The following is a 21,935-nucleotide window of genomic DNA, read 5'->3' on the forward strand; positions in this document are numbered from 1 at the left end:
GTTCAACGTTCTTTTTCGCGCATAATCCATGAAGATAACCAGAGACGAAGTGCGGCATGTCGCCAACCTGGCCCGCCTTGACTTAAGCGAGGCCGAAGTGGACCGGATGACCGGCCAACTCGACGCCATCCTCACCTACGTGGCCAAGCTCGACGAACTGGACACGGCCGGAGTGGCCGTCACCACCCACACCCAGCAGGTGGTCAACGCCTTCCGTGAAGATGAGGTGCGCCCCTCGCTGCCCCGGGAACAAGCCCTGGCCAACGGACCCGAACAGAACGGCGAGTCCTTCGTGGTTCCGCGAGTCATCGGCTGATTCCACTCTTCATCATCCCCAACCGACCCCATCCCATGGAATACTATTCGTTGACCCTCCAGGAAGCGCTGCGGCGGCTCGAGGCCGGCGAGGTCAGCTCGGTGGCCCTCACCGAATCGGTGCTCGCCCGGATCGACTCCGTCGAGCCCGCGGTGCAGGCCTATCTGGCCCTGGACCGCGAAGGGGCGCTGCGCCAGGCCGAGCAAGCCGACATCGCGCGAAAAAAGGGCCAGGCCGGTCCGCTCTGCGGCATTCCCCTGGCGATCAAGGATGTGCTCTGCACCACCTCGATGCCCACCACCTGCGGCTCCCGCATGCTCGAGCATTTCGTCGCCCCCTATGACGCCACCGTGGTAACCAGACTGGCGCAGGCCGGCTCGGTGCTCTTGGGCAAGCTGGCCATGGACGAGTTCGCCATGGGCTCCACCAGCGAGAACTGCGCCTTCAAGGTGCCGCGTAACCCCTGGAAGCCGGGCTATGTGGCCGGCGGTTCCAGCGGCGGTTCGGCCGCGGCCGTGGCCGCCGACGAATGCTTCGCCTCGCTGGGTTCCGATACCGGCGGCTCGATCCGCCAGCCCGCCTCGCTCTGCGGCACGGTCGGTATGAAGCCCACCTATGGCCGGGTGTCGCGCTACGGCCTGGTGGCCTTTGCCTCCTCGCTCGACCAGATCGGTCCCTTGACCAAGGATGTGCGCGACTGCGCCCTGATGATGAACGTCATCTGCGGCCACGATCCGCTGGATTCGACCTCGCTCGACCGGACGGTGCCCGATTACACCGAAGCACTCCAAGATGGCCTCAAGGGAATACGAATCGGCATTCCCCGGGAATACTTCGGCCAGGGACTCGATCCCGAGGTGGATGCGGCGGTTCGCCAGGGCATGGCCATGCTCAAGGATGCCGGCGCCGAACTCGTCGAGGTCACCCTGCCGCACACCGACTACTGCGTGGCCGTCTACTACCTGATCGCCCCGGCCGAGGCCAGCTCCAACCTGGCCCGCTTCGACGGGGTCCGCTACGGCTTTCGCGACCGCTCGGCCGATTCCCTGATCGAGATGTACAACAAGAGCCGTTCCCGCGGCTTCGGCGACGAGGTCAAGCGCCGCATTCTGATCGGCACCTACGCCCTTTCTTCCGGTTACTACGACGCTTTTTACAAGAAAGCCTCGCAGGTGCGCACCCTGATCAAGGAGGATTTCGCCCGGGCCTTCGCCGCCTGCGACCTGATGGTCTCGCCGGTGGCTCCGACGCCGGCCTGGAAGATCGGCGACAAGGCCGACGATCCCCTGGCGCTCTACCTCTCCGATATCCTCACCCTTTCGGCCAACCTCGCCGGCATACCCGGCATGTCGGTGCCCTGCGGGTTCAGCGGCGCAGGGCTGCCGATCGGCATGCAGCTGCAGGCCGCCCATTTCAACGAGGCCGTGCTGCTGCGTGCGGCCTACAATCTCGAACAACGTGCCGGCGTTGTCGGCAAAAAACCGGTGCTCGCCTGACCATGCAACTCCCCGTGCCCCAACATATCGCGGCCATCGTCCCCTACCCGCCCGGCAAACCCATGGATGAGCTGGAGCGGGAATACGGCATCACCAACGCCATCAAACTGGCCTCCAACGAAAATCCCTGGGGCCCGTCGCCCAAGGCGGTGGCGGCCATCGGCGCCATGCTGCACAACCTGCACCGGTATCCCGACGGTTCGAGCTACTATCTCACCGAGGCCGTGGCCCGCTGGATCGGTTCGGCCCCGGCGGAGATCGTGCTCGGCAACGGTTCCAACGAGGTGATCGAGTTTCTGGTCAAGGCCTTTGTCGGCACCGGCGACACGGTGATCACCAGTCATCCGTCCTTTTTGATGTACCAGAAATTCGTCCAGGTGCGCGGCGGCGACAACGTGGTCATCCCCTTGAAGGAGATGCACCACGACCTGGAGGCGATCACCGCGGCGGTGACCGATCGCACCCGATTGATCTTCCTCGACAATCCCAACAATCCCACCGGAACCCTGATCAGTCGGGAACGGTTCGACCGGTTTCTCGCCGGCCTGCCCGAGACGGTGATCGTGGTGGTCGACGAGGCCTATATCGATTTCGTCGATCCGGACAAGCGCATCGACATTCTGGGATACATCCGCCAGCCGGACCGGATTCCGGCGGTGGTCAGCCTGCGCACCTTTTCCAAGGCCTTTGGCCTGGCCGGTCTCCGGGTCGGGTTCGGGGTCATGCACCGGGAAATAGCCGGTCTGCTTCATCGGGTGCGCCAGCCCTTCAACATCAACCTGCCGGCCCAGGCCGGCGCGCTGGCCGCCCTGGGCGACGAGGAGCACTACCGCGCCACCCTGCGCGGCACGGCGGAAGGCCTGGCCTGGCTGAGCGGGGAGGTGGCCGGACTGGGCTGCCGCCCGTACCCGTCGTATACCAATTTTTTCCTGATCGATGTCGGCGGCGACGCCACCCGCCTGTACGAGGCCATGCTGTACAAGGGCGTGATCGTGCGGTCGATGAAGGCCTACGGCTATCCGGACTTCATCCGGATCACCGTGGGGACGGCTGCGGAAAACCAGCGGTTCGTGGCCGCCTTGGGCGAGTGTTTGCGGGATCTGGGGTATGGCCGAGGATAAACAGCGGATCGTCACCATCGACGGTCCGTCCGGCGGCGGCAAGTCCACCGTGTCGCGGGTCCTGGCCGCCAAGCTCCACTTCACCTACCTCGACACCGGGGCGATGTACCGGGCCGTGGCCTTTCAGTGCCGGGAAAAGGGGATCGATCCCGCCGACAGCCAAGGACTGGAGGCCTTGTTGGCCGCCATCCGCATTGAACTGCTGCCGCCGGCTGAAGGCGAGGACGATGTCCGGGTGCTGGTGGACGGCCGGGAGGTGGGCAGCCAGCTTCGCACCCCAGAGATGGGCATGCTGGCGTCCAAGGTCTCGGCCCTGCCGCAGGTGCGGCAGACGCTGACTCGCCTGCAACAGCAAATTGGTGCCGGCGGGCGCATTGTGGCGGAAGGCCGGGATACCGGCACCGTGGTCTTTCCCCGCGCTGCCTGGAAGTTTTTCCTCGACGCCAGCCCCGAGGTGCGGGCCCGGCGACGGGCCGCCCAACTACGGAGCAAAGGGGAGGAGGTGGATGAAGCGCACCTGCTTGCCCAGATTGTCAAGCGGGACAGGGATGACCGGGAACGGTCCCTCGCCCCGCTGACCGCCGCACCCGATGCCCTGATCATCGATTCCACCGGCCTGCTGGTGGAGGAGGTGGTGCGGCGGATGTACGAAAAAATTCTTACCACCCCCTGCTGCGGGAAAAAATAAACCCGGCCCGCCAAGAGGAATGCCGGGCAGGTATCACCCCGCATAGCAGTGCGCCGATTCGCACCTGATGGTCCGGCCGCGTCTTTCTCCCCCACAGTCTTTCCCGTTTCGAAAAAAAGTAAAATTTGCCGGCCGATACTGATCTTCCCGTCGGTCCGGTCTCCGTCTTCGCCCGGATGAGGTGCGCGGGGAGAAATCGATCTCCCCCACGGCAAGCGGATCAAAAGGTGAGGACGAGGTACCCCTGTTCGATGAAATCCGCCATGGCGGGATGACCGGACATCTCGCCGATCAGCGGGATACCCTCCTGCGCCATGGCCTCGGTCATGTGCAGTTTTGCGGAGCAGGCGCGGCAGGCGCCTAAGATCAGGCCGCGCGCTTTCGCCTTGCTGTAGAGGGGGTAGAGAAAATGACCGGGATCGGCCATGACCGGCACTAGGGTGACCGATTCACCCTCGAGCACAATTTTGCCTTCCATGCCTTTTTCGGCAAGGTCGAGGGCGTTGAGCAGGACGTGGATAAAGCAGAGGGGATGATCGCGGAAAGCGAAGAAAACGGTTTTCGTCATCAGGATACGCTCGTTTGTCAGGGGAAAGGTGTTGTCGTCGCGGCAACGGCGGGACTGATGAAACGCGGACGGGCGGCACAACCGGGTCCGGCGTACCGGGCCGGAGCGGGACCCCTCACCCCGAGAGGGTGAGGGGTCGAACGGTCATGCCTCTTCGAACTGGTCCTTGCCGGCGCCGCAGAGCGGGCAGGTCCAGTCATCGGGAATGTCCTCGAAGGCGGTACCGGGAGCAACGCCGTTCTCGGGGTCTCCCTTGGCCGGATCATACTCGTAACCACAGACGACGCAGGTGTATTTCTTCATTTCACTTCCTCTTTTGGTTGGGTTTGACTCAGGCCTTCCACAGGCCGTGGAGATTGCAGTACTCGCGGGCGGACACCTGGTCCGCCTTGATACAGAAGATGGCCTCGGGGGTCCCGCCCGGGGAGAGATTCTGGCGATAGACCTTGCCGTCGGCAATCAATTCGATGAACTCGATCCAGTGTTTTTCTTCCATGGGATGGGGAACGGCACCGACCGATACCTTGTACCCTTCGTCAACCTTGGTGATCACCGGCACGTGTTTTTCCTTGGCGGCATCGACGGTGTTTTCGGTCATCAGGGTCATGGCCTGACCGCAGCAGACCAGCTCACCGGCCCCGGCATGAAGAATTTCGACAATATTGCCGCAGAGGGCGCACTTGTACACTTCGTTTTTTTGGGTCATGGCTCTTCCTCCTTATGGATTGAGGGAATCGTGCGGGCAACGGGGGTGCTTGGATCCCCCACCCAGAGACCGGCATGAACACGCCAAACAATAAACGATCTTGTTCGACCGGGAAAGGGCCATTTGACCCTTTCCCGACTTTCTGCCTGAAAATTGGCGGCGGATCAGCCGTTGTGCTTGCTCAGATATTCGGAGACGCCGGCGGCGGTGGGTTTCATGGCCTCCTTGCCCTCCACCCAGTTCGCCGGGCACACATCGCCGTGTTCTTCGTGGAACTGGAGGGCGTCGACCATGCGCAGGGCCTCGTCGGTATTGCGGCCCAGGGGCAGATCGTTCACCACCGCATGGCGGACAATGCCGTCGCGGTCGATCAGGAAGGTGCCGCGCAGGGCGATGCCCTCGTCGAGCAGGACGCCGTACTGGCGGGAAATGTTCTTGTCGAGATCGGCAACCAGCGGAAACTGGATATTACCGATGCCGCCCTGGTTGACCGGCGTGTTTTTCCAGGCCCAATGGGAGAATTGCGAGTCGATGGAAACGCCGATAATTTCGCAGTTCTTGGCCTTGAAGGCGGACAGGGCCTTGTCAAAGGCCAGGATTTCCGAGGGGCAGACAAAGGTGAAATCCAGGGGATAGAAAAACAGGATCACGTATTTGCCCCGGTAATCGGACAGTTTGAAGTCCGGTTTCATGGAATTGTCGGGCAGGACGGCGGTGGCGGTGAAATCCGGCGCCTTGTGGGTCACTAAAAAGCTCATGAACAAACCTCCTTTTCTCGAATCGTGAATTGGGATGATGTGAAATGATGCGGGATGATGCCGGCTGGGTTAGCCGAGTACGTTCTTGCCCTGTTCGGTTATTTCGTACTTGCACCGGGCAGGGCTGGCGACGTAGCCCTTGTTTTTCAGGGCTGTGATCTGGCAGCTGATCTGCTTGGCCTCCAGGCCGGTGGCGGCGGCAAGTTCCTTGCTGCCGCAGGCCTCGGGGCTATTGGCGAGGGCCTCAAGCACTTGCCGTTGGGTATCGCTGACTTTGCTGGTGGTACAGGATGCACAAGCCATGGCACGTTCTCCTTTGGTTTTTTTCGTTTCTTGTTGACGTAAACATTTGGGGCACAGACCGGAAAACTCGATCCGGCGCCCGGTGATCCGGTATCCTTGCTGCCGCATCGGCTCGACCTCGGGCGCCGGTGCGGCAAGGGTGATATTGTCGACCCTCTGGCAATGGATGCAATAGACGTGGTCATGCTCGCCCGGATCCCAGTCGAACCGTTTCTGGCGGCCGCTGATCTCCAATTTTTTGATCAGACCGGCTTCGGAAAGAATCTCCAGGTTCCGGTAGACCGTCGCCAAACTCACCCTCGGCAGTTTTTTTTTGATCCGTTCATACAACTCGTCGGCCGTCGGATGGGTCTTGCTTCGCCGCAACTCATCGAGGATGACCTCGCGTTGATGCGTCATGCGCAGGTATCGATCCATGCTCACCCTTGTGGAAAATTTTCCTAAATGTATTTGATAATCATTCGCAAGTCAAGGGGAAAAGAAAAGTGGAATCAGGGAAGAGAAGGTTCGGTTAGGGCGGTAAAAAAAGGGAAAAAGAGGGGAAAACGGCTGGAAAACCGCCGGGCCGGGCCTGGAGCCGACCCGGCGGTTTGAAAGGTTGGGTTATTCGAGGATGAAGTCGTCGCGCCGGTTGTGGGCGTAATCGTCCTCGCTGGAACCGGTGAACAAGGGCCGTTCCTCGCCATAGCTGACGGTGCGGATGCGGCTTTCCTCGATGCCGAATTCAGTGAGGTATCGTTTGGCGGCTACGGCGCGCCGCTCACCCAGGGCGATGTTGTATTCGTTGGTGCCACGATTGTCAGTGTTGCCTTCGATCAGCACATGCGCGGAAGGATTGTTTCTCAGGTAGCTGCCGTTGTGTTCCATGGCCGGAATCTGGTCACCCTTGATGCTGGACTGATCGTAATCAAAATAAATCGGCTTGAATTCGGGCGAACAGCGGCCGTGTTCGCGTTTGTAGGCGTCGCTCTGCGAATCGGCGTCACCGGCTAAACTGCCGGCACCGCCACGGCCCATGGAATCGAGCCCTTCGGTTCCCGGTCCCATTTCCTCGGTGATGTTGCCCATCCGATTGCCGTTCATGCTGTCGGAGGCGGTGCCTGAACCCCCGGCATAGGGAGAAACCGGTTTAGGACCGCAGCCGCCCAGAAAAAGAAGGGTGCCGGTGAGGGTGGCGGCAAGGAAAAAACGGGAGAATGTGTTCATGGTCAGCCTCGAAAAAAGAGTGAAGGGCAAGGAAACGACGGTTGTCGATGTATACCTGCAACAAGACGATAACGTCAAGAAAAACCTGGCATTCCCAGGGTATCGGCACTCACGGCCCCGGTGGTGAAAGCGAGTGGAGCACCTTTTTCTTGCGGGTCATGGGGGAGAATGATAGAAACCACCTGTCTTCCTCATTCTTCCCCGGAGCATCCATGCCCACGACGCCCTCGATCCGTCCATCCGCTGAGGCCATAGACCGTGAACTTCTGGAGATGGGGGAACATGACGGCGAAGGATACCGGCCCTTGGTCGATTTCGGCGGGTGGCGGGTGGCGATGCTCAATTATAGCGCCGATCTCCTGCCGGAACACCTCACCCGGATGCAGCGCCACGACGAAACCGACGAGGTCTTCGTCCTGCTGGCCGGCCGCTGCATTCTTTTTGTCGGCGAGGGGCGGGATGCGGTCACCCGGATCCATGCCGAGGAGCTCCGGCCGGGACGGGTGTATAATGTCAAGAGGGCGGTCTGGCACACCCACACCCTGAGCCCGGACGCCAAGGTCCTGGTGGTGGAGAATCGAGAAACCACCTACGACAACTCGCCCTTCACTTCCCTGACTCCTGCCCAGCACCGGCGACTGATCGATCTGACCTGCTCCCTGTGGCACGGAGCGGCGCGGTGAGAATCCTGGGCGAGGATGCGTTTTGTTTTTGTTTTTACAAATAAAACAAGAGTGTTATCTTGATGGGTTTCGACGCGGCCCGACTTGTAAAGAGGAGGGGGATCGTGTATAGTTTTCTGCCAATCCATGTACGGCGGCCGGGCCGCCTCCCTCGCTGTTTCCCTGCGCCTGAAAGGTATACGGTATGCAAGCTTCCCTGAGTAAGAAAACCAAGTTCATTTTTATTACCGGTGGCGTTCTTTCCTCCCTCGGCAAGGGTTTGTCGGCGGCCTCCATCGGCGCGCTGCTCGAATCCCGAGGCCTCACGGTTACCTTTCAAAAGCTCGACCCTTACATCAACGTCGATCCCGGCACCATGAACCCCTTTCAGCACGGCGAGGTCTACGTCACCAACGACGGCGCCGAGACCGACCTCGACATGGGGCACTACGAGCGCTACACCAGCGCGGTCATGGGCAAGAAGAACAACTACACCTCGGGCCGGATCTACTATTCGGTGATCATGAAGGAACGGCGCGGCGAATACCTGGGCGGCACGGTCCAGGTCATTCCCCACATCACCGACGAGATCAAGGAAGCCATCGTCCAGTTGGACGGCTGCGCCGACGTGGCCATCATCGAGATCGGCGGCACAGTGGGCGATATCGAGGGCCTGCCCTTTATCGAGGCGATCCGCCAGCTGCGTACCGACCTGGGCCGTGAATTCACCCTGTTCATCCACCTAACGCTGGTGCCCTACATCAGGACCGCCGGCGAGGTGAAAACCAAGCCGACCCAGCACTCGGTCAAGGAACTGCTCGCCTCGGGCATTCAGCCCGACATCCTCATGTGCCGGACCGAGGCGCCGCTCACCGACGAGTTGAAGAAAAAGATCGCCCTGTTCTGCAACGTCGACGCCAACGCGGTCATCTCGGCGGTGGACGTCGACAGCATCTACGAGCTGCCGCTGCGGCTCAGGCAGGAAGGGGCCGACGACCGCATCCTCGAGAAACTGGGCATCTGGACAGGGGCTCCCAACATCGAGCCCTGGGAGCGGCTGGTGCGCCGGATCAAGAATCCCAAAACCACGGTGACCATCGGCATCACCGGCAAGTATGTCGATCTGAAGGAATCCTACAAGAGTCTGCACGAGGCCCTGATCCACGGCGGCATCGCCAACGACACCAAGGTGGCCCTGCAGTACATCAGCGCCGACGGCCTGGAAGAGGGCGCCGATCTGGACAAGCTCGAGGGCTGCGACGGCATCCTCGTGCCCGGTGGCTTCGGCAGCCGGGGCATGGAGGGCAAGATCAGGGCCGTAACCTACGCCCGCGAGCGCAAGATCCCGTTTTTCGGCATCTGCCTGGGCATGCAGTTGGCAGTGGTCGAGTTTTCGCGCAATATCGCAAAAATCGATGGGGCGCATTCGGTGGAGTTCAACCTGACCACCCCGCATCCGGTGATCTACCTGATGACCGAGTGGTTCGATTTCCGCACCGGCAAGATCGAGAAGCGCGACCAGAATTCCGATATGGGCGGTACCCTGCGTCTCGGCGCCTATCCCTGCATCCTCAAACCCGGCACCTTTGCCGCCGCCGCTTACGGCAAGGAAGAGATCAGCGAGCGCCACCGCCACCGCTACGAATTCAACAACGCCTACCGGGCGCAACTGGAGGAGGCCGGCCTGACCGTCAGCGGCACCTCGCCGGACGGCACCCTGGTGGAGATCGTCGAGCTGGCCGACCATCCCTGGTTCCTCGGCTGCCAGTTCCACCCAGAATTCCAGTCCAAACCGATGCAGCCGCATCCCCTGTTCCGCGACTTCATCAAGGCGGCGATCGCCTACGGCAAAGGCGGTCGTACCTGATATGGTCGCCACCGTTCAACTCACCTCCACGCCCGCCGGAACCATCACCATCGGCCCAGGCGCGCCTCTGCTTTTGATCGCGGGTCCCTGCGTGCTCGAAAGCGCCGATCTCGCCAGGGAGATCGCCCTGGAAATGCGGGCCATCGCCGCCCGGCTGGGAGTGTCCTACGTGTTCAAGGCCTCGTTCGACAAGGCCAACCGGACTTCGCTCTCCTCCTTCCGCGGACCCGGTCCGGAGAAAGGGCTGCGCATTCTCGGCCGGCTGCGCGAAGAGGTGGGAGTGCCGGTGGTCTCCGACATCCACGAGCCGGCCCAGGCGGAACTGGCCGCAGATGTTCTCGATATTCTTCAGATTCCCGCCTTTCTCTGCCGCCAGACCGATCTGCTGGTGGCCGCCGCCCGCACGGGCAAGGTGGTCAACATCAAAAAGGGCCAGTTCGTCTCACCCTGGGACATGGCCCACGCGGTCGACAAGGTGCGCGGCGCCGGCAGCGAGCGGATTCTGCTCACCGAGCGCGGCGCCAGCTTCGGTTACAACAACCTGGTGGTGGACATGCGATCACTGCCGGTGATGCGCTCCCTCGGCTTTCCGGTGGTGTACGACGCCACCCATTCGGTGCAGTTGCCCGGCGGCGCCGGGTCCAGTTCCGGCGGCCAGCGCGAGTTCATTCCCGCCCTGGCGCGGGCGGCGATGGCGGTGGGCATCGACGGCCTGTTTTTCGAGGTGCATCCCGATCCGGACAAAGCCCTGTGCGACGGACCCAACTCCCTGCCCCTGGCCGAGGTGGAGGGGCTGCTCAAACAGGTGCTGGCGGTGCGCCAGGCGGTGGCCGGGGTGATCGATGGCTGAGCAGGAATGCGGTGTAGCCGGTGGGACCTATCCCACCGACTGCGAACTGACCGAGGCCCTGCGCAACCGGGCCATGACGCGCAACCGGCCGCCGGAACGCAGTGCAGCCTGGCTGGCCGCCCTGCCAAGGGCCCGGCAGGTGCAATTGCTGCTGCTCGATGTCGACGGCGTGCTCACCGACGGGGCCATCGTCTACGTGTCCGGCGGCGGCGAGGCCAAGAGCTTCAACACCCAGGACGGTCTGGGGATCAGGCTCCTCCAGGACAGCGGCGTGGCGGTGGGCATCATCACCGCCCGCAGTTCCGAGGCGGTGGAGCGCCGCGCCCGCGACCTGAACCTGGCCCACGTGCTGCAAGGCCAACAGGACAAGCTGACCGCCTATGAGTCCATCCTCAAGGCCACCGGCCTGCGGCCGCCGCAGACCGCCTACATGGGCGACGACCTCATGGATCTGCCGCTGCTCAACCGGGTGGGGTTCGCCGCCGCGCCTGCTAATGCGGTGGCCGAGATCCGGCAGCGGGTCCATTACACCACCGAACGCGCCGGCGGCCGGGGCGCGGTGCGCGAGGTCTGCGACCTCATCCTCGAGGCCCAGGGCAACCTGGCCCGGATGCAGGCCAGGTTCGACCGATGATCAGAAATCCCCGCAATCTCCTCTGGCTGGTGCCGCTGCTGCTCTTCGTCACCAGCCCGCTGTGGCAGCCGCCGCTGGCCGCCTTTCTCACCCCACGGGGCGGATACAATCCCAAGTTGGCGCAGCCGCAGGAGGAGACGACTCCCATCCAGAATTTCATCCTCGATACGGTGGCCATCACCATGACCACCAACGGCAAGGAGGAGTGGCAGATCGATGCCGACCGCGCCTACACCCTGGGGAACGACCACGAAATCGAGATGGAGGAGGTCAGCGCCATGTACATCGGCACCGAAAAGGAGCCGATCAATATCGAGAGCCGCAAGGGGCTCTATCTCGTCAACAAGCGGCATCTGGTTCTCACCGACCACGTCAAGGTGGTCAAGCCGACCAAGAATCAGGTGATGCTTTCGGAACGGCTCGAATACGACGATGCCGACAAGATGCTGGTCAGTCCGGGGAAGGTGACCATCCTGTCGCCGGGCATGAAGCTGAACGCCGGCCGGATGGACTACGATTTCTCCACCGAAGGATTCGAGTTCAGCGACCGGGTCAAGGTCAACCTCTAACCGCCGCCATCCGGGCGGACTGCATAACGAAGGAATCGGTCATGTTGAGAATAAACGAGCACTATCTGAAACTGCAGGCCTCCTACCTCTTTTCCGACATCGCCAAGCGGGTGACCGCCTTCCAGGCCGCCCATCCCGAGCGCGAGGTGATCAAGCTGGGCATCGGCGACGTGACCCAGCCCCTGCCGCCCGCCTGCATCGCGGCCTTTCACCAGGCGGTCGACGAGATGGCCACGGCCGGCGGTTTTCGCGGCTACGGCCCGGAGCAGGGCTACGATTTTCTGCGCCAGGCGATCGCAGAACACGATTTTCAGGCGCGCGGCGCCGACATCCAGGCCGACGAGGTCTTCGTCTCCGACGGCGCCAAGTGCGACACCGGCAACATCCAGGAACTGTTCGCCACCGATGCCAAGATCGCCATACCCGACCCGGTCTATCCGGTTTACCTCGACACCAACGTCATGGCCGGCCGCACCGGTGCGTTCAGGGACGGTCGCTACGAGGGCATCGTTTATCTGGAGTCGACCAGGGCCAACAACTATGTGCCCGACCTGCCCAGGGAACCGGTGGACCTGATCTACCTCTGCTTCCCCAACAACCCCACCGGCTCGACCATCACCAAAGAGCAGTTGCAGGTCTGGGTGGATTTCGCCCGCGACGCCAAGGCGCTCATCCTCTTCGACGCCGCCTACGAGGCCTTTATCCGCAATCCCGAACTGCCGCATTCGATTTACGAGATCAAGGGCGCCCGCGAAGTGGCGATCGAGTTCCGCAGCTATTCCAAGAGCGCCGGCTTCACCGGCACCCGTTGCGCCTATACCGTGGTGCCCAAGGAATGCACGGCCTACGATGCGGCCGGCAGCAGGCAGGCCATCCACCCGCTCTGGAACCGGCGGCACTGCACCAAGTTCAACGGGGTTTCCTACCCGGTGCAGCGCGCGGCCGAGGCGGTCCATTCGCCCGAGGGCAAAGCCCAGTGCACGGCCCTGATCGACGGCTACCTGGCCAACGCCAAGATCATCCGCCAGGCCATGGCCGAACTGGGCTACCACACCATCGGCGGCGACAATGCCCCCTACGTGTGGATCGAGGCCAAGGGCGATTCCTGGGCGTTTTTCGATCTGCTGTTGAACAAGGCCGGGGTGGTGTGCACGCCGGGCGCCGGCTTCGGCAGGTGCGGCCAGGGATATATCCGCCTGTCGGCGTTCAACTCCGAGGCCAATGTGGTCAAGGCGATGGGACGGATCAGGGAGGCGTTGGGGTGAGGCCGGCAGCCCCTTGTGTAGCGGTTGCTGAACGAGGTCGGTTCATTTCGGGCGATGCGGGCAATCTCACCCGCGCGGTGAGTTCCCGTCGCTCTTTCGACGGTTTGCGCTTCCTGCCTCGACCAGGAAGCGCAAATTAGTCCGAATTCCTGTTTTTTTCTTCCGGGCGGCCCACCCGCACCCTCATTCCACCCAGATTTCCCGTTGCACGCAGGCCTGATCCTCGGGGCGCATCACCCGGCAGGCGAGCACGCCCTCCGGGAAGGAACCGTAGACGGCATGGCGCGGAACGCGGAGCGTGCCGTCGTCGTCCAGTTCGACCATGACGATCACATCGCCGCCGTTGCCGAGGGTCAGCTCACAGGGAATCTTTCGCATTGGGATCGGCCGTGGTCTGTTGCCCGGTTTGCACGTATTTGACGGCCCTGTCGATTCTGACCTGCTGATTGGCCGCCTGCCCGTTTCTGATTTCCAGAGGGATGGCCGACTCCAGCCGCGAAGGCGGTGCGTTGAGCGCGGCGAGAACGCCCTCATCGCGGCTGTAGAGGTCGGGCTTGAACATCACCTTGCCGTCGCGGACGTTGGTGGTCAGGTACATCAGATAGATCGGCAGCGGCTGTTTGAGGATCACCGTGGTGGTCTTGCCCGAGGCCAGAATCTGATCCATCTTTTCGACGGTGGTCGGATTGCCCGCATCGTGGGCGAGAATCAATCGCCCCAACTCCAGGGGATTCTGCACCCGGATGCAGCCGTGGCTGAAGGCGCGCTGCGTTCGACCGAACAGGAATTTGCTTGGTGTGTCATGCAGATAGACATGATAGGGATTGGGGAAGAGAAACTTGATCAAGCCCAGTGAGTTGTCCGTGCCCGGGTCCTGCCGCAGGGTGTAGGGAAGATATCTCCCCTGATACTGTTGCCAGCGGATGGTGCGGGGATCGATCTCGGTCCCGCTGCTGTCGAAGACGCGCATCCGCTGTTTGGCGAGGTAATCCGGATCTTTGACAATGCTGGGCACGGTCTCGTTTTTGACGATGTCCGGGGTGGGGGTCCAGGTCGGATTGAGCACGATATAGGTGATCGCCGAACGGAAGACGGGCGTCTGGTGATAGGGTTGGCCGACCATGACCTTGGAGTTCCAGACCTGCTGATTGTCGTGGTAATATTGAAGGGCGAAGCCGGCGATATCGACGATGAGGCTGGAGCTGGGCATGTCGTGGATCACCCATCGCGTCCGTTCGAGGTTCACCCGGATCTGGCCGATCCGTTCGGTCACGGTGACGTTCATGGCGTTCGCCGTGGCTTTGCCGACCACGCTATCCGGCTCGACATGATGCCGGGCCTGGAAGACCCTGACCGCCGCCGCCAGTTGATCGTCGAACAGATTCGTTTCGGCGCCTCCCCTGGGGCGATATTCGCCGGTCGCGGCCAGCCGGTTGCGGAGGGCCGTAACCCGCTGGTCGGCCATGCCCGGTTTGAGGCTCGGCCCTGCCGGCACGGAGTTCCAGCCGCCCTTGGCGGCGAACTTTTTGTATTGGCTCAGGGCCTCCTTGAGGTTGAGATAGGAGGGATGGTGCGGGGACAGCTTGTCCAGGGTGGCCCGGACGGTCCCGGTACGGATGGCGGTCAGATAGGTGTCGATGGGTGAGAGGCGGGGCGTGGTGGCGGCGAGATTCTGTTTTTCCTCGACCTTGGCCGGATCGACCTTGCCGTACCGCTTATGCTGCCCCAGCAGGACCATGGCATCGGAAAGCAGTACATCGTACTCCACTCGCTTGGCCAGGGTGCTCTCCTGCTCATTCAACTCGTTGGCGTAATGCGTCAAGGCGTTGAGGTGGTAATCGTCGGGGGTCAGGCCTTCTTCGGCGCTCGCCACGATGGCGCCCATCAACTGGGCGATGTTGTCCTGGTCGCCCCAGAGGGGGTTGAACTGATTTTTCCTGTATAAATCAAGAAGATATGCGGATGCGTAGACCGGCTCCCTGCCGATGCTGTCCGCCACCTCGAAATACAGTTGCTCCAGCAACTGCTGCAGCAACTGCTGTCGTTCCTGCTCGTGGTTGGCCGGATCCTGCTGCACATTCGCTCGGTGCGCCGGGGGCGGGGAGAGGACGGCGGAGCCGTTGTCGGCAACCGCTTGCGGCACGGGGAGCAGGGACAAGAGGGCCAGAACTCCGGACATCATGAAGCCGGAGGGGTGTATTCGACGATGATCGGGCATGAAAGAGTATCCTGAACGCGGGCTGACTTCTTCGGATGGAATCAGGTAGAGGTTGATCGGGGACACCACGGGACGTTCATCGCACAGACCACAAGAATAGTCTATTCTTAAGGAAAAATGTCGTTGTTGACAAGCTGTTCAGCCCGTTGGCCGGAAAAAAACGACAGAAAGGCATAACTCGCATGACTCGCCCACGACGTGGCTTCTCTTCCGCCTGTTCCGGTCGTCATTCCGCACCGCCTGGCCGATTGAGGCGCCATGGGCGCCGCTTCTTGTTTGACCGGTCCGGCGCGCCTGTGCTATCCTCCGGAAAAGAATACACCCATGGAGTCCGCTCATGTCCCTGTCCGCCCTCTCGCCGGTCCTGCTCTGGTTCCTTGCCGGCATCGTCTTCCTGGCTCTCGAATTGGTGCTGCCCGGCCTGGTGGTCTTCTTTTTCGGCCTCGGCGCCTGGTGCGCCGCCCTTGCCCTCTATCTGGTCCCCATGCCGCTTGCCGCTCAATTCCTGGTGTTTCTGGCGGCCAGCCTCCTGTCGCTCCTGTTGCTGCGTTCCGCCCTCAAAAAGGTCTTTCTCGGCCGGACCTTGGATACGGATGCCATGGACAAGGGAGTGCCGGCGGGCGCCACCGGCGAGGTGATCGCCGATATCCTGCCGCCGGCGGCAGGGACCGTCAAATACGGCGGTTCGTTCTGGCAGGCCACGGCCGATGTACCGCTGACCAAGGGCACGGTGGTGCGGATTGTGGCGAAATCAAACCTGACCGTCACGGTCAGCCCGGTTGCACCGGAAGGAGAATCCTGATGGACAATGTACTTATCGGCGTTGTGGTCCTCGTTGCCTTCGCCATTGTCATTCTGATCAAAACCGCGGTGGTGGTCGACCAGCAGTATGAATACGTGATCGAACGGCTGGGCAAGTACCGCACCACGCTGGAGGCCGGGTTTCACATCCTCATCCCCTTTTTCGACAAGGTGGCCTATAAGCGGAGCCTCAAGGAGGAATCCATCGACATCCCTGCCCAGACCTGCATCACCGCCGACAACGTCACCATGGAAATCGACGGCTGCCTCTATCTTCAGGTGATCAATTCCCGGCTTTCCGCCTACGGCATCGACAACTACCATTTCGCCGTGGCCCAGTTGGCCCAGACCAGCCTGCGTTCGGCCATCGGCAAGATCACCCTCGACAACACCTTCGAGGCCCGCGAGATTCTCAACCGGCAGGTGGTGGAGGCCCTGGACGAGGCCTCGCAGAACTGGGGGGTCAAGGTGCTACGCTACGAGATCAAGGACATCCAGCCGCCGCGTAGCGTCCTGGAAGCCATGGAAAAACAGATGAAGGCCGAGCGGGAAAAGCGGGCCGAAATCGCCAAGTCGGAAGGCGAGCGACAGTCGACGATCAACCGGGCCGAAGGCGAACGGGCCGAGGCCATCGCCCGCTCCGAGGGCGAGAAAATGCGACGGATCAACGAGGCCGAGGGCCAGGCCCAGGAGATTCTCAAGGTGGCGGAGGCGACCGCCGAGGGCATCCGGCAGGTGGCCGCAGCCCTGAGCGCGCCGGGCGGCCAGGATGCGGCCAACCTTGAGGTGGCGAAAAAGTACCTCGATCAGTTCGGCAAGCTGGCCAAGGAAAGCAACACCATGATCCTGCCCGCCAATCTGACCGACGTGTCCTCGATGGTGGCCACGGTGATGACCACCTTGGAGCACACCAGAAAAATCGAGAAAACGGCTGGTTGAACCGGTGCGGCCATCCGGGAACGAGGGCGGTGGCAGGAAGACGGGGCGGTCGGTCGGGCAAGGGCGGCTCGGGGAGGAAATCGACCGCCTAAAGAATGTTCGCCCGGTTTCAGGCGAAGAGCACCAGGGACCAGACGACCACGGCGTGGACAATGGCCATGAACACGGCCGCCGAGCCGAGATCCTTGGCCAGGCCCGACAGCTCGTGCCGTTCGGCGCTGATCCGGTTGACCACCACCTCGACGGCGGTGTTGAGCAATTCGGCGATCAGCAGCACGATGAGGCTGCCGGCCAGCAGGGCGCGTTCGACGTTGCTGTGGCCGAGCCAGCAGGCCACCGGCAGGAGCACCAGGCAGAGGAGCAGTTCCTGGCGAAAGGCCTCTTCGGTGCGATAGGCGACGGTCAGCCCCACGTACGAGCAGCGGATCGCCCGTTTGAGCCGGGCCATGCCGGTACCGTTCACTTTCTCCTGTTCGGTCATTCTCGTCGTCTTCTCTCCGGTGGTTGACGGCCGCGATCCGGGCCGAGGCCTGAGCCCCCACCCGATTCTTCCCCCCTTGCCTGTCCGGCGAAACTACACTATTTACCCGTGCTTTTCCAGAATCAATTCCGTCGCCGCCGGTCCGTTCCCTCCACGGTTGCGGGGCCACCGGTGAAATCGATTGCCGGTTTTCCCGCTATGTGGTATTTTTTTCGAAAAAATTGTCACTTGAGCAGCGAGGGCTAGAGTATGAGCCGTGAAATATTTGTAAAATTACGAGCGAAGCTGGGAAAAACCCAAAAAGCGCTTGCCGAGCTGCTGGGGGTTTCGCTCAAGGCCGTCCAAAGTTACGAACAGGGCTGGCGCTCCATTCCCCTTCATGTCGAGCGGCACCTCTATTTTCTGGCCGTGAACCAGCGGAGCAATAACCAATCCAAGCGCAAGGATTGCTGGGCGATGAAAAAATGCGATCACAAGAAGGAGTGTCCGGCCTGGGAATTTCAGGCCGGGCATCTGTGCTGGTTCCTCGGCGGTACCCGGTGCGAATGCGCCACCGCCAAGGGGTGGAAGGAAAAAATGGCGGTGTGCCGCAACTGCGAGGTCCTGACCTCGTTGCTCTGATTCCGTTGCGGATGCGGTTATGTTGTGTCAGTCCCCCGGTTGTTTCCTTGCCGTCCATCCTTGCCCGCCGATTCCCAGCCGTCGTCCATGGTCCCGCTGAAGATCGGCGTCGCCATGAGCGGCGGCGTCGATTCGACCATGGCTGCCTCGCTCCTGTGCGAACAGGGGCATGAGGTCCACGGTTTTTTCATGCTGCTGCCGCTTCCTGACCTGGAGAGCCAACTGCGGCGCGTCCGCCAGGTGGCCGACCGATTGGCCGTCCCTTTGACCCTGGTCGATCTGCGCGACCGCTTCGCCGCCGAGGTCATCGGCTATTTCACCGCCACCTATCGCACCGGCTTGACCCCCAATCCCTGCATCCGCTGCAATCACGCCATCAAATTCGGCCTGCTGGCCGAGGCCATGCGCAGCCACGGCATGGAACGGATCGCCACCGGCCACTATGTCCGCCTCGAACAGCAGGATGGCCGGCCGTTCGTGGCCCGCGGCGGCGACCGCGCCAAGGACCAGTCCTATTTTCTTGCCCGCCTGACCGCAGGGCAGTTGCAGCAGGCCCTCTTTCCCCTGGGCGGCTGCACCAAGGAGCAGATGTATGCGCGGGCCGCCGGCATGGGACTCAGCTTCGACGGCCAGGAGAGCCAGGATGTCTGCTTTCTGGCCGACGGCTTACCCGCCTTTCTGGCCGAACAGGGCATCGGCGACCAGGCAGGTCCGGTGGTCACCCGCGATGGTCGGCGGCTCGGCGCGCACCGCGGTGTCTGGCACTACACCATCGGCCAGCGGCGCGGATTGGGGCTGCCCGACGCCACGCCCTGGTATGTGGTGGCGCTGGACGGCGCCGCCAACCGGGTGATCGTCGGCAAGCACGACGAGCTGTTCGCCAACCGCTGCCTCGTGCATGACCTGCGTTGGACCCACGAGCCGCCGCCTCTGCCCTGGCGCGGCCTGGTGCAGCTGCGTTCCCGCCATGTGCCGGCTGCGGCCGAGTTGACGCCCGTCGATGCCGGTACCTGGCAGCTGACCTTCGCCGCTCCCCAGCGCGCCATCACCCCCGGCCAGTTCGCCGTGTTCTACCAGGACGACCGGGTGCTGGGCAGCGCCGTGATCGTCCCTGAAATCGCTGCGGAGCACGAGCCGTGAAGCGGATCGCCATCGCCACCCTGGGCTGCAAGGTCAACCAGTTCGAGTCCGCTGCCTTTGCCAGCGGCTTCGAGGCCCGCGGCTGCGTGCTGGTGCCGTTTCAGGCCGAGGCCGACGTCTATGTGATCAACACCTGCACGGTTACCGCCAGGGCCGGCCAGCAGTCGCGGCAACTGATCCGGCGGGTCCTCCATGCCCATCCCTCGGCCCGGATCGTCGTCACCGGCTGCTATGCCCAGATGGACCCGGAAACCGTGCTCGACCTGGCCGAGCAGCCGGTGGCCATCGTCGGCAACGGCAACAAGCACCGCCTGGTGGACGCGGCCCTGGAGGAGCGCCCGCCCGACCTGGTCCTGCTCATGGGCAGGATCCGCGGCAAAAAAGAAATCTGCCCCCTGCCGGTCAGCCGCTTTCCCGACCGCACCCGCGCCTATCTCCGCATCCAGGACGGCTGCGACAACTTCTGCTCCTACTGCATCGTCCCCTACACCCGCGGCCCCAGCCGCAGCCTGGATGTGGCCGGCGTGCTCGACCAGGCCGGGGTCTTCGTGGATCAGGGCTACCGCGAGGTGGTGATCACCGGCATCAATGTCGGCAAGTACGGCCTCGACCTGGCCGAGGGCGAGACCATCTACAGCCTGCTGGACCGGTTGTGCCGCGGCTTTCCCGCCTGCCGCTTCCGCCTCAGTTCCATCGAGCCCACCGAGGTGAACGAGGCGCTGCTGGAGCTGCTGGCCGGGCATACCAACCTGATGCCCCATCTGCACATCCCCCTGCAAAGCGGCGACGACGCGGTCCTGACCCGGATGAACCGGCGGTATTCCCGCGCCGAATTCGCCGCCGTCATCCGCCGGGTGCACGAGGCATTTCCTGCCGTCACCATCGGCTGCGACGTGCTGGGCGGCTTTCCCGGCGAAACCGAGGCAGAGGCCGCCAATACCTACAGCCTGCTCGACGAGCTGCCGATAGGCTATCTCCACGTTTTTCCGTATTCCCTCCGGCCCGGAACCCTGGCCGCCTCGTTCGGCGGGCAGTTGCCCGGACCGGTGAAGGAGGAGCGGGTGCGGCTGCTGCGCGCCCTGGATGCGGCCAAGCGCCAAGCCCTCTACCGGGCCAATATCGGCCGGGTCCTCCAGGTGCTGGTGGAGCGGCGGCAGGCGAAAAGCGGCCTGCTCCAGGGGTTTTCCGAGAACTATCTGCCGGTGCTGGCTGCCGGTGGCTCCCGCCTGGTCCGGCAGGTGGTGCCGGTGCGGCTCGCCGCGGTCGATGACGGCCAACCGATGGGGATCATTGCCGAAGACCTGCTTGAGGAAAGTCGACAAACCAGGTAAGCTGCGACACTCCTCTTTCCGGGGAGAGCGGCGGATCGGCTGCCGCACCGCAACCCAACAACCGAAAAGTCACGCAGCGCAGGAAAACAGGATGGCCCGGAGCGCGGACCCCCGTTCTCGCGGCTTGTGACGAGAACGCAATGATCGGAGAAATTATCGCCATCGGCGACGAGCTGACCTCGGGCCGGATCGTCAACACCACCAGCGCGCTGGCGGCCCGTGAACTGTTTCTGCTGGGCCACGAGATCCGGGCCATGCACACCGTTGGCGACGCGCCCGAGCTGATCGGGGCCACCCTCACCGCGGCCATCGGCCGCTGCGACTTCGTCCTCGTCACCGGCGGCCTGGGCGCCACTACCGACGATCTGACCAACGAGGCCGTGATCGAAGCGCTGGGCGTGGACGGCATGGTCCATCCCGGCGTGCAGGCCAATATCGCCTCGCGCCTGGCCAAGGGCGACGGGACCGCTGCCGCGCTGGCCAAGCTGGCCCGGCTTCCCGAGGGGGCGGAGGTGCTGGACCCGGAATGCCGCATGGCCGGCTACCTGCTCCGCCACCAGGGCAAGCCCCTCTGGTTTCTCCCCGGCGTGCCGCCGCAGATGGAGATCCTGCTGCGCGACAAGGTGCTGCCCGCCCTGCAGGCCTTCGATACAGCCCGCGCCCGGCCAGTCACTCAGGCGGTCTACCGCACCTGCGGCCTGTACGAAATCGAGATCAACCGGCGTCTGCGCCCGCTCGAGGAACAAGGTTTGGAGATTGGCTACTACCCCATGGGCAGCGAGGTCCATGTCAGCCTGACCGTCCGCCGCGCAGAAGGCGGCCCGGACGATTCCCGCTTCCGGGCGGCCGACGCCTTCATCCGCGAGGCCCTGGGGGACAACCTCTACGGCCTGGGCACGGAAACCCTGGCCGCTGCCACCGGCCACCTCCTTCAGGAGCGGGGCCTGCTGCTCGGTGCGGCCGAATCGTGCACCGGCGGGCTGATCGGCGCCACCCTCACCGAAACGGCGGGCAGTTCCCGCTGGTTCAGGGGCGGGGTGATCGCCTACGCCAACGAAGTCAAGGAACGGCTGTTGGGCGTCGATCCGGACCTGTTGGCCCGCTTTGGTGCGGTGAGCGGCGAGACGGCCCAAGCCATGGCCGCCGGCGCCCGCCGGCATCTTGGCTGCGACATCGCCGTGGCCGCCACCGGCATCGCCGGACCCGACGGCGGCAGCCCGGACAAACCGGTGGGCACGGTCTACCTCGGCCTGGCCACCGGAGACACCGTCATCGACCGGCTCTGCCGCTTCACCGGCTCCCGCCGCCAGATTCAGGAGAAGACCGCCCAGACCGCCGTGGATATGGTGCGCCGGGCTCTTCTTGCCCGTTAACTGCTAGTTGCAAAGGAGACTT

25 protein-coding genes are annotated in these 21,935 nt (G+C 63.1%); 16 read left to right on the plus strand and 9 right to left on the minus strand.

What is annotated here, in order from left to right:
* Nucleotides 1-28: 28 nt before the first annotated feature.
* Genes gatC through cmk form a run of 4 tightly spaced genes read left to right on the plus strand, consistent with a single transcriptional unit; the run spans nt 29 to nt 3,621 of the window.
* On the plus strand, nt 29-316 hold the full coding sequence (gene gatC, locus Q362_RS0103215) for an Asp-tRNA(Asn)/Glu-tRNA(Gln) amidotransferase subunit GatC (protein WP_028317512.1): 288 nt from the start codon (nt 29-31) through the stop codon (nt 314-316).
* 35 nt (nt 317-351) lie between these two features.
* On the plus strand, nt 352-1,812 hold the full coding sequence (gatA, locus tag Q362_RS0103220) for an Asp-tRNA(Asn)/Glu-tRNA(Gln) amidotransferase subunit GatA (RefSeq protein ID WP_028317513.1): 1,461 nt from the start codon (nt 352-354) through the stop codon (nt 1,810-1,812).
* 2 nt (nt 1,813-1,814) lie between these two features.
* Nucleotides 1,815-2,933 carry a histidinol-phosphate transaminase gene (gene hisC / locus Q362_RS0103225; protein ID WP_028317514.1) on the plus strand — a complete coding sequence of 373 codons (1,119 nt, stop codon included), beginning with the start codon at nt 1,815-1,817 and terminating at the stop codon, nt 2,931-2,933.
* On the plus strand, nt 2,920-3,621 hold the full coding sequence (gene cmk / locus Q362_RS0103230) for a (d)CMP kinase (RefSeq protein ID WP_028317515.1): 702 nt from the start codon (nt 2,920-2,922) through the stop codon (nt 3,619-3,621). The genes hisC and cmk overlap by 14 nt, the downstream gene beginning before the upstream one ends.
* A 220-nt stretch (nt 3,622-3,841) precedes the next feature.
* On the opposite strand, the gene Q362_RS0103235 is transcribed toward cmk, so the two are convergent.
* The 6 genes from Q362_RS0103235 to pal all read right to left on the minus strand — a co-directional run bounded on the left by Q362_RS0103235 (nt 3,842) and on the right by pal (nt 7,162).
* A complete protein-coding gene (locus Q362_RS0103235; protein ID WP_028317516.1) occupies nt 3,842-4,189 on the minus strand; it encodes a DsrE family protein in 348 nt (115 codons plus the stop codon).
* Nucleotides 4,190-4,333: 144 nt separating this feature from the next.
* Entirely contained in the window at nt 4,334-4,492 is a 159-nt protein-coding gene (gene rd / locus Q362_RS0103240) for a rubredoxin (RefSeq protein WP_028317517.1), read from the minus strand.
* Between the two features lie 28 nt (nt 4,493-4,520).
* Entirely contained in the window at nt 4,521-4,895 is a 375-nt protein-coding gene (locus Q362_RS0103245; RefSeq protein ID WP_028317518.1) for a desulfoferrodoxin, read from the minus strand.
* 164 nt (nt 4,896-5,059) lie between these two features.
* Nucleotides 5,060-5,653 carry a peroxiredoxin gene (locus Q362_RS0103250; protein WP_211248438.1) on the minus strand — a complete coding sequence of 198 codons (594 nt, stop codon included), beginning with the start codon at nt 5,651-5,653 and terminating at the stop codon, nt 5,060-5,062.
* 69 nt (nt 5,654-5,722) lie between these two features.
* The gene (locus Q362_RS0103255) at nt 5,723-6,355 is read right to left on the minus strand and encodes a Fur family transcriptional regulator (protein ID WP_245590144.1); all 633 of its coding nucleotides are present in this window, start codon (nt 6,353-6,355) and stop codon (nt 5,723-5,725) included.
* A gap of 204 nt (nt 6,356-6,559) precedes the next feature.
* Nucleotides 6,560-7,162: a peptidoglycan-associated lipoprotein Pal gene (pal, locus tag Q362_RS18880; protein WP_051553565.1), complete on the minus strand. Its 603-nt coding sequence runs from the start codon at nt 7,160-7,162 to the stop codon at nt 6,560-6,562.
* A gap of 212 nt (nt 7,163-7,374) precedes the next feature.
* On the opposite strand from pal, the gene Q362_RS0103270 reads away from it, so the two are divergent.
* The 6 genes from Q362_RS0103270 (at nt 7,375) to Q362_RS0103295 (ending at nt 13,009) form a co-directional block, all read left to right on the plus strand.
* Nucleotides 7,375-7,845 (plus strand): hypothetical protein, encoded by a 471-nt coding sequence (locus Q362_RS0103270; protein ID WP_051553567.1) that lies wholly within the window; start codon nt 7,375-7,377, stop codon nt 7,843-7,845.
* A gap of 184 nt (nt 7,846-8,029) precedes the next feature.
* Entirely contained in the window at nt 8,030-9,691 is a 1,662-nt protein-coding gene (locus Q362_RS0103275; RefSeq protein ID WP_028317522.1) for a CTP synthase, read from the plus strand.
* Nucleotide 9,692: 1 nt separating this feature from the next.
* On the plus strand, nt 9,693-10,541 hold the full coding sequence (gene kdsA, locus Q362_RS0103280) for a 3-deoxy-8-phosphooctulonate synthase (RefSeq protein ID WP_051553570.1): 849 nt from the start codon (nt 9,693-9,695) through the stop codon (nt 10,539-10,541).
* Nucleotides 10,534-11,175 (plus strand): KdsC family phosphatase, encoded by a 642-nt coding sequence (locus Q362_RS0103285; RefSeq protein WP_084312230.1) that lies wholly within the window; start codon nt 10,534-10,536, stop codon nt 11,173-11,175. Before kdsA ends, Q362_RS0103285 begins: the two co-directional genes overlap by 8 nt.
* Nucleotides 11,172-11,744 (plus strand): LPS export ABC transporter periplasmic protein LptC, encoded by a 573-nt coding sequence (gene lptC, locus Q362_RS0103290; protein WP_028317525.1) that lies wholly within the window; start codon nt 11,172-11,174, stop codon nt 11,742-11,744. The genes Q362_RS0103285 and lptC overlap by 4 nt, the downstream gene beginning before the upstream one ends.
* Nucleotides 11,745-11,785: 41 nt before the next feature.
* Nucleotides 11,786-13,009 carry an LL-diaminopimelate aminotransferase gene (locus Q362_RS0103295; protein WP_028317526.1) on the plus strand — a complete coding sequence of 408 codons (1,224 nt, stop codon included), beginning with the start codon at nt 11,786-11,788 and terminating at the stop codon, nt 13,007-13,009.
* A gap of 183 nt (nt 13,010-13,192) precedes the next feature.
* Here Q362_RS0103295 and Q362_RS0103300 read toward each other — a convergent pair whose 3' ends face one another.
* Together Q362_RS0103300 and Q362_RS18885 are read right to left on the minus strand one after the other, a co-directional pair.
* A complete protein-coding gene (locus Q362_RS0103300) occupies nt 13,193-13,387 on the minus strand; it encodes a hypothetical protein (protein WP_028317527.1) in 195 nt (64 codons plus the stop codon).
* Nucleotides 13,368-15,227: a L,D-transpeptidase family protein gene (locus tag Q362_RS18885; RefSeq protein WP_084312232.1), complete on the minus strand. Its 1,860-nt coding sequence runs from the start codon at nt 15,225-15,227 to the stop codon at nt 13,368-13,370. The genes Q362_RS0103300 and Q362_RS18885 overlap by 20 nt, the downstream gene beginning before the upstream one ends.
* 337 nt (nt 15,228-15,564) lie before the next feature.
* Between Q362_RS18885 and Q362_RS0103310 the strand changes: the two genes are divergently transcribed.
* Both Q362_RS0103310 and Q362_RS0103315 read left to right on the plus strand, forming a co-directional pair.
* Entirely contained in the window at nt 15,565-16,029 is a 465-nt protein-coding gene (locus tag Q362_RS0103310; protein WP_028317528.1) for an NfeD family protein, read from the plus strand.
* Nucleotides 16,029-16,967 (plus strand): SPFH domain-containing protein, encoded by a 939-nt coding sequence (locus Q362_RS0103315; RefSeq protein WP_028317529.1) that lies wholly within the window; start codon nt 16,029-16,031, stop codon nt 16,965-16,967. The genes Q362_RS0103310 and Q362_RS0103315 overlap by 1 nt, the downstream gene beginning before the upstream one ends.
* Nucleotides 16,968-17,076: 109 nt before the next feature.
* On the opposite strand, the gene Q362_RS0103320 is transcribed toward Q362_RS0103315, so the two are convergent.
* Nucleotides 17,077-17,448 (minus strand): diacylglycerol kinase, encoded by a 372-nt coding sequence (locus Q362_RS0103320; RefSeq protein WP_028317530.1) that lies wholly within the window; start codon nt 17,446-17,448, stop codon nt 17,077-17,079.
* Nucleotides 17,449-17,697: 249 nt separating this feature from the next.
* Between Q362_RS0103320 and Q362_RS0103325 the strand changes: the two genes are divergently transcribed.
* The 4 genes from Q362_RS0103325 (at nt 17,698) to Q362_RS0103340 (ending at nt 21,913) form a co-directional block, all read left to right on the plus strand.
* Entirely contained in the window at nt 17,698-18,069 is a 372-nt protein-coding gene (locus Q362_RS0103325) for a helix-turn-helix domain-containing protein (RefSeq protein WP_028317531.1), read from the plus strand.
* A gap of 87 nt (nt 18,070-18,156) precedes the next feature.
* Nucleotides 18,157-19,209, plus strand: a complete 1,053-nt coding sequence (mnmA, locus tag Q362_RS0103330) for a tRNA 2-thiouridine(34) synthase MnmA (protein WP_028317532.1) — start codon at nt 18,157-18,159, stop codon at nt 19,207-19,209.
* Entirely contained in the window at nt 19,206-20,540 is a 1,335-nt protein-coding gene (gene mtaB / locus Q362_RS0103335; protein ID WP_028317533.1) for a tRNA (N(6)-L-threonylcarbamoyladenosine(37)-C(2))-methylthiotransferase MtaB, read from the plus strand. Before mnmA ends, mtaB begins: the two co-directional genes overlap by 4 nt.
* A 140-nt stretch (nt 20,541-20,680) precedes the next feature.
* A complete protein-coding gene (locus Q362_RS0103340; RefSeq protein WP_028317534.1) occupies nt 20,681-21,913 on the plus strand; it encodes a CinA family nicotinamide mononucleotide deamidase-related protein in 1,233 nt (410 codons plus the stop codon).
* The last annotated feature ends 22 nt before the right edge of the window (nt 21,914-21,935 follow it).

This window comes from Desulfobulbus elongatus DSM 2908 (assembly GCF_000621145.1).
GTDB lineage: Bacteria > Desulfobacterota > Desulfobulbia > Desulfobulbales > Desulfobulbaceae > Desulfobulbus > Desulfobulbus elongatus.

Bases quoted from the DNA above. Each gene is read 5' to 3' on its own strand.
- Q362_RS0103255 (WP_245590144.1), bottom strand. From the start codon at position 6,355: ATGACGCATCAACGCGAGGTCATCCTCGATGAGTTGCGGCGAAGCAAG.
- Q362_RS0103270 (WP_051553567.1), top strand. From the start codon at position 7,375: ATGCCCACGACGCCCTCGATCCGTCCATCCGCTGAGGCCATAGACCGT.
- pal (WP_051553565.1), bottom strand. From the start codon at position 7,162: ATGAACACATTCTCCCGTTTTTTCCTTGCCGCCACCCTCACCGGCACC.
- mnmA (WP_028317532.1), top strand. From the start codon at position 18,157: ATGGTCCCGCTGAAGATCGGCGTCGCCATGAGCGGCGGCGTCGATTCG.
- Q362_RS0103275 (WP_028317522.1), top strand. From the start codon at position 8,030: ATGCAAGCTTCCCTGAGTAAGAAAACCAAGTTCATTTTTATTACCGGT.
- hisC (WP_028317514.1), top strand. From the start codon at position 1,815: ATGCAACTCCCCGTGCCCCAACATATCGCGGCCATCGTCCCCTACCCG.
- Q362_RS0103310 (WP_028317528.1), top strand. From the start codon at position 15,565: ATGTCCCTGTCCGCCCTCTCGCCGGTCCTGCTCTGGTTCCTTGCCGGC.
- Q362_RS0103340 (WP_028317534.1), top strand. From the start codon at position 20,681: ATGATCGGAGAAATTATCGCCATCGGCGACGAGCTGACCTCGGGCCGG.
- lptC (WP_028317525.1), top strand. From the start codon at position 11,172: ATGATCAGAAATCCCCGCAATCTCCTCTGGCTGGTGCCGCTGCTGCTC.
- cmk (WP_028317515.1), top strand. From the start codon at position 2,920: ATGGCCGAGGATAAACAGCGGATCGTCACCATCGACGGTCCGTCCGGC.
- Q362_RS0103250 (WP_211248438.1), bottom strand. From the start codon at position 5,653: ATGAGCTTTTTAGTGACCCACAAGGCGCCGGATTTCACCGCCACCGCC.
- Q362_RS0103295 (WP_028317526.1), top strand. From the start codon at position 11,786: ATGTTGAGAATAAACGAGCACTATCTGAAACTGCAGGCCTCCTACCTC.
- Q362_RS0103325 (WP_028317531.1), top strand. From the start codon at position 17,698: ATGAGCCGTGAAATATTTGTAAAATTACGAGCGAAGCTGGGAAAAACC.
- Q362_RS0103245 (WP_028317518.1), bottom strand. From the start codon at position 4,895: ATGACCCAAAAAAACGAAGTGTACAAGTGCGCCCTCTGCGGCAATATT.
- Q362_RS0103320 (WP_028317530.1), bottom strand. From the start codon at position 17,448: ATGACCGAACAGGAGAAAGTGAACGGTACCGGCATGGCCCGGCTCAAA.
- gatC (WP_028317512.1), top strand. From the start codon at position 29: ATGAAGATAACCAGAGACGAAGTGCGGCATGTCGCCAACCTGGCCCGC.
- Q362_RS0103235 (WP_028317516.1), bottom strand. From the start codon at position 4,189: ATGACGAAAACCGTTTTCTTCGCTTTCCGCGATCATCCCCTCTGCTTT.
- rd (WP_028317517.1), bottom strand. From the start codon at position 4,492: ATGAAGAAATACACCTGCGTCGTCTGTGGTTACGAGTATGATCCGGCC.
- Q362_RS18885 (WP_084312232.1), bottom strand. From the start codon at position 15,227: ATGCCCGATCATCGTCGAATACACCCCTCCGGCTTCATGATGTCCGGA.
- Q362_RS0103285 (WP_084312230.1), top strand. From the start codon at position 10,534: ATGGCTGAGCAGGAATGCGGTGTAGCCGGTGGGACCTATCCCACCGAC.
- kdsA (WP_051553570.1), top strand. From the start codon at position 9,693: ATGGTCGCCACCGTTCAACTCACCTCCACGCCCGCCGGAACCATCACC.
- Q362_RS0103300 (WP_028317527.1), bottom strand. From the start codon at position 13,387: ATGCGAAAGATTCCCTGTGAGCTGACCCTCGGCAACGGCGGCGATGTG.
- Q362_RS0103315 (WP_028317529.1), top strand. From the start codon at position 16,029: ATGGACAATGTACTTATCGGCGTTGTGGTCCTCGTTGCCTTCGCCATT.
- gatA (WP_028317513.1), top strand. From the start codon at position 352: ATGGAATACTATTCGTTGACCCTCCAGGAAGCGCTGCGGCGGCTCGAG.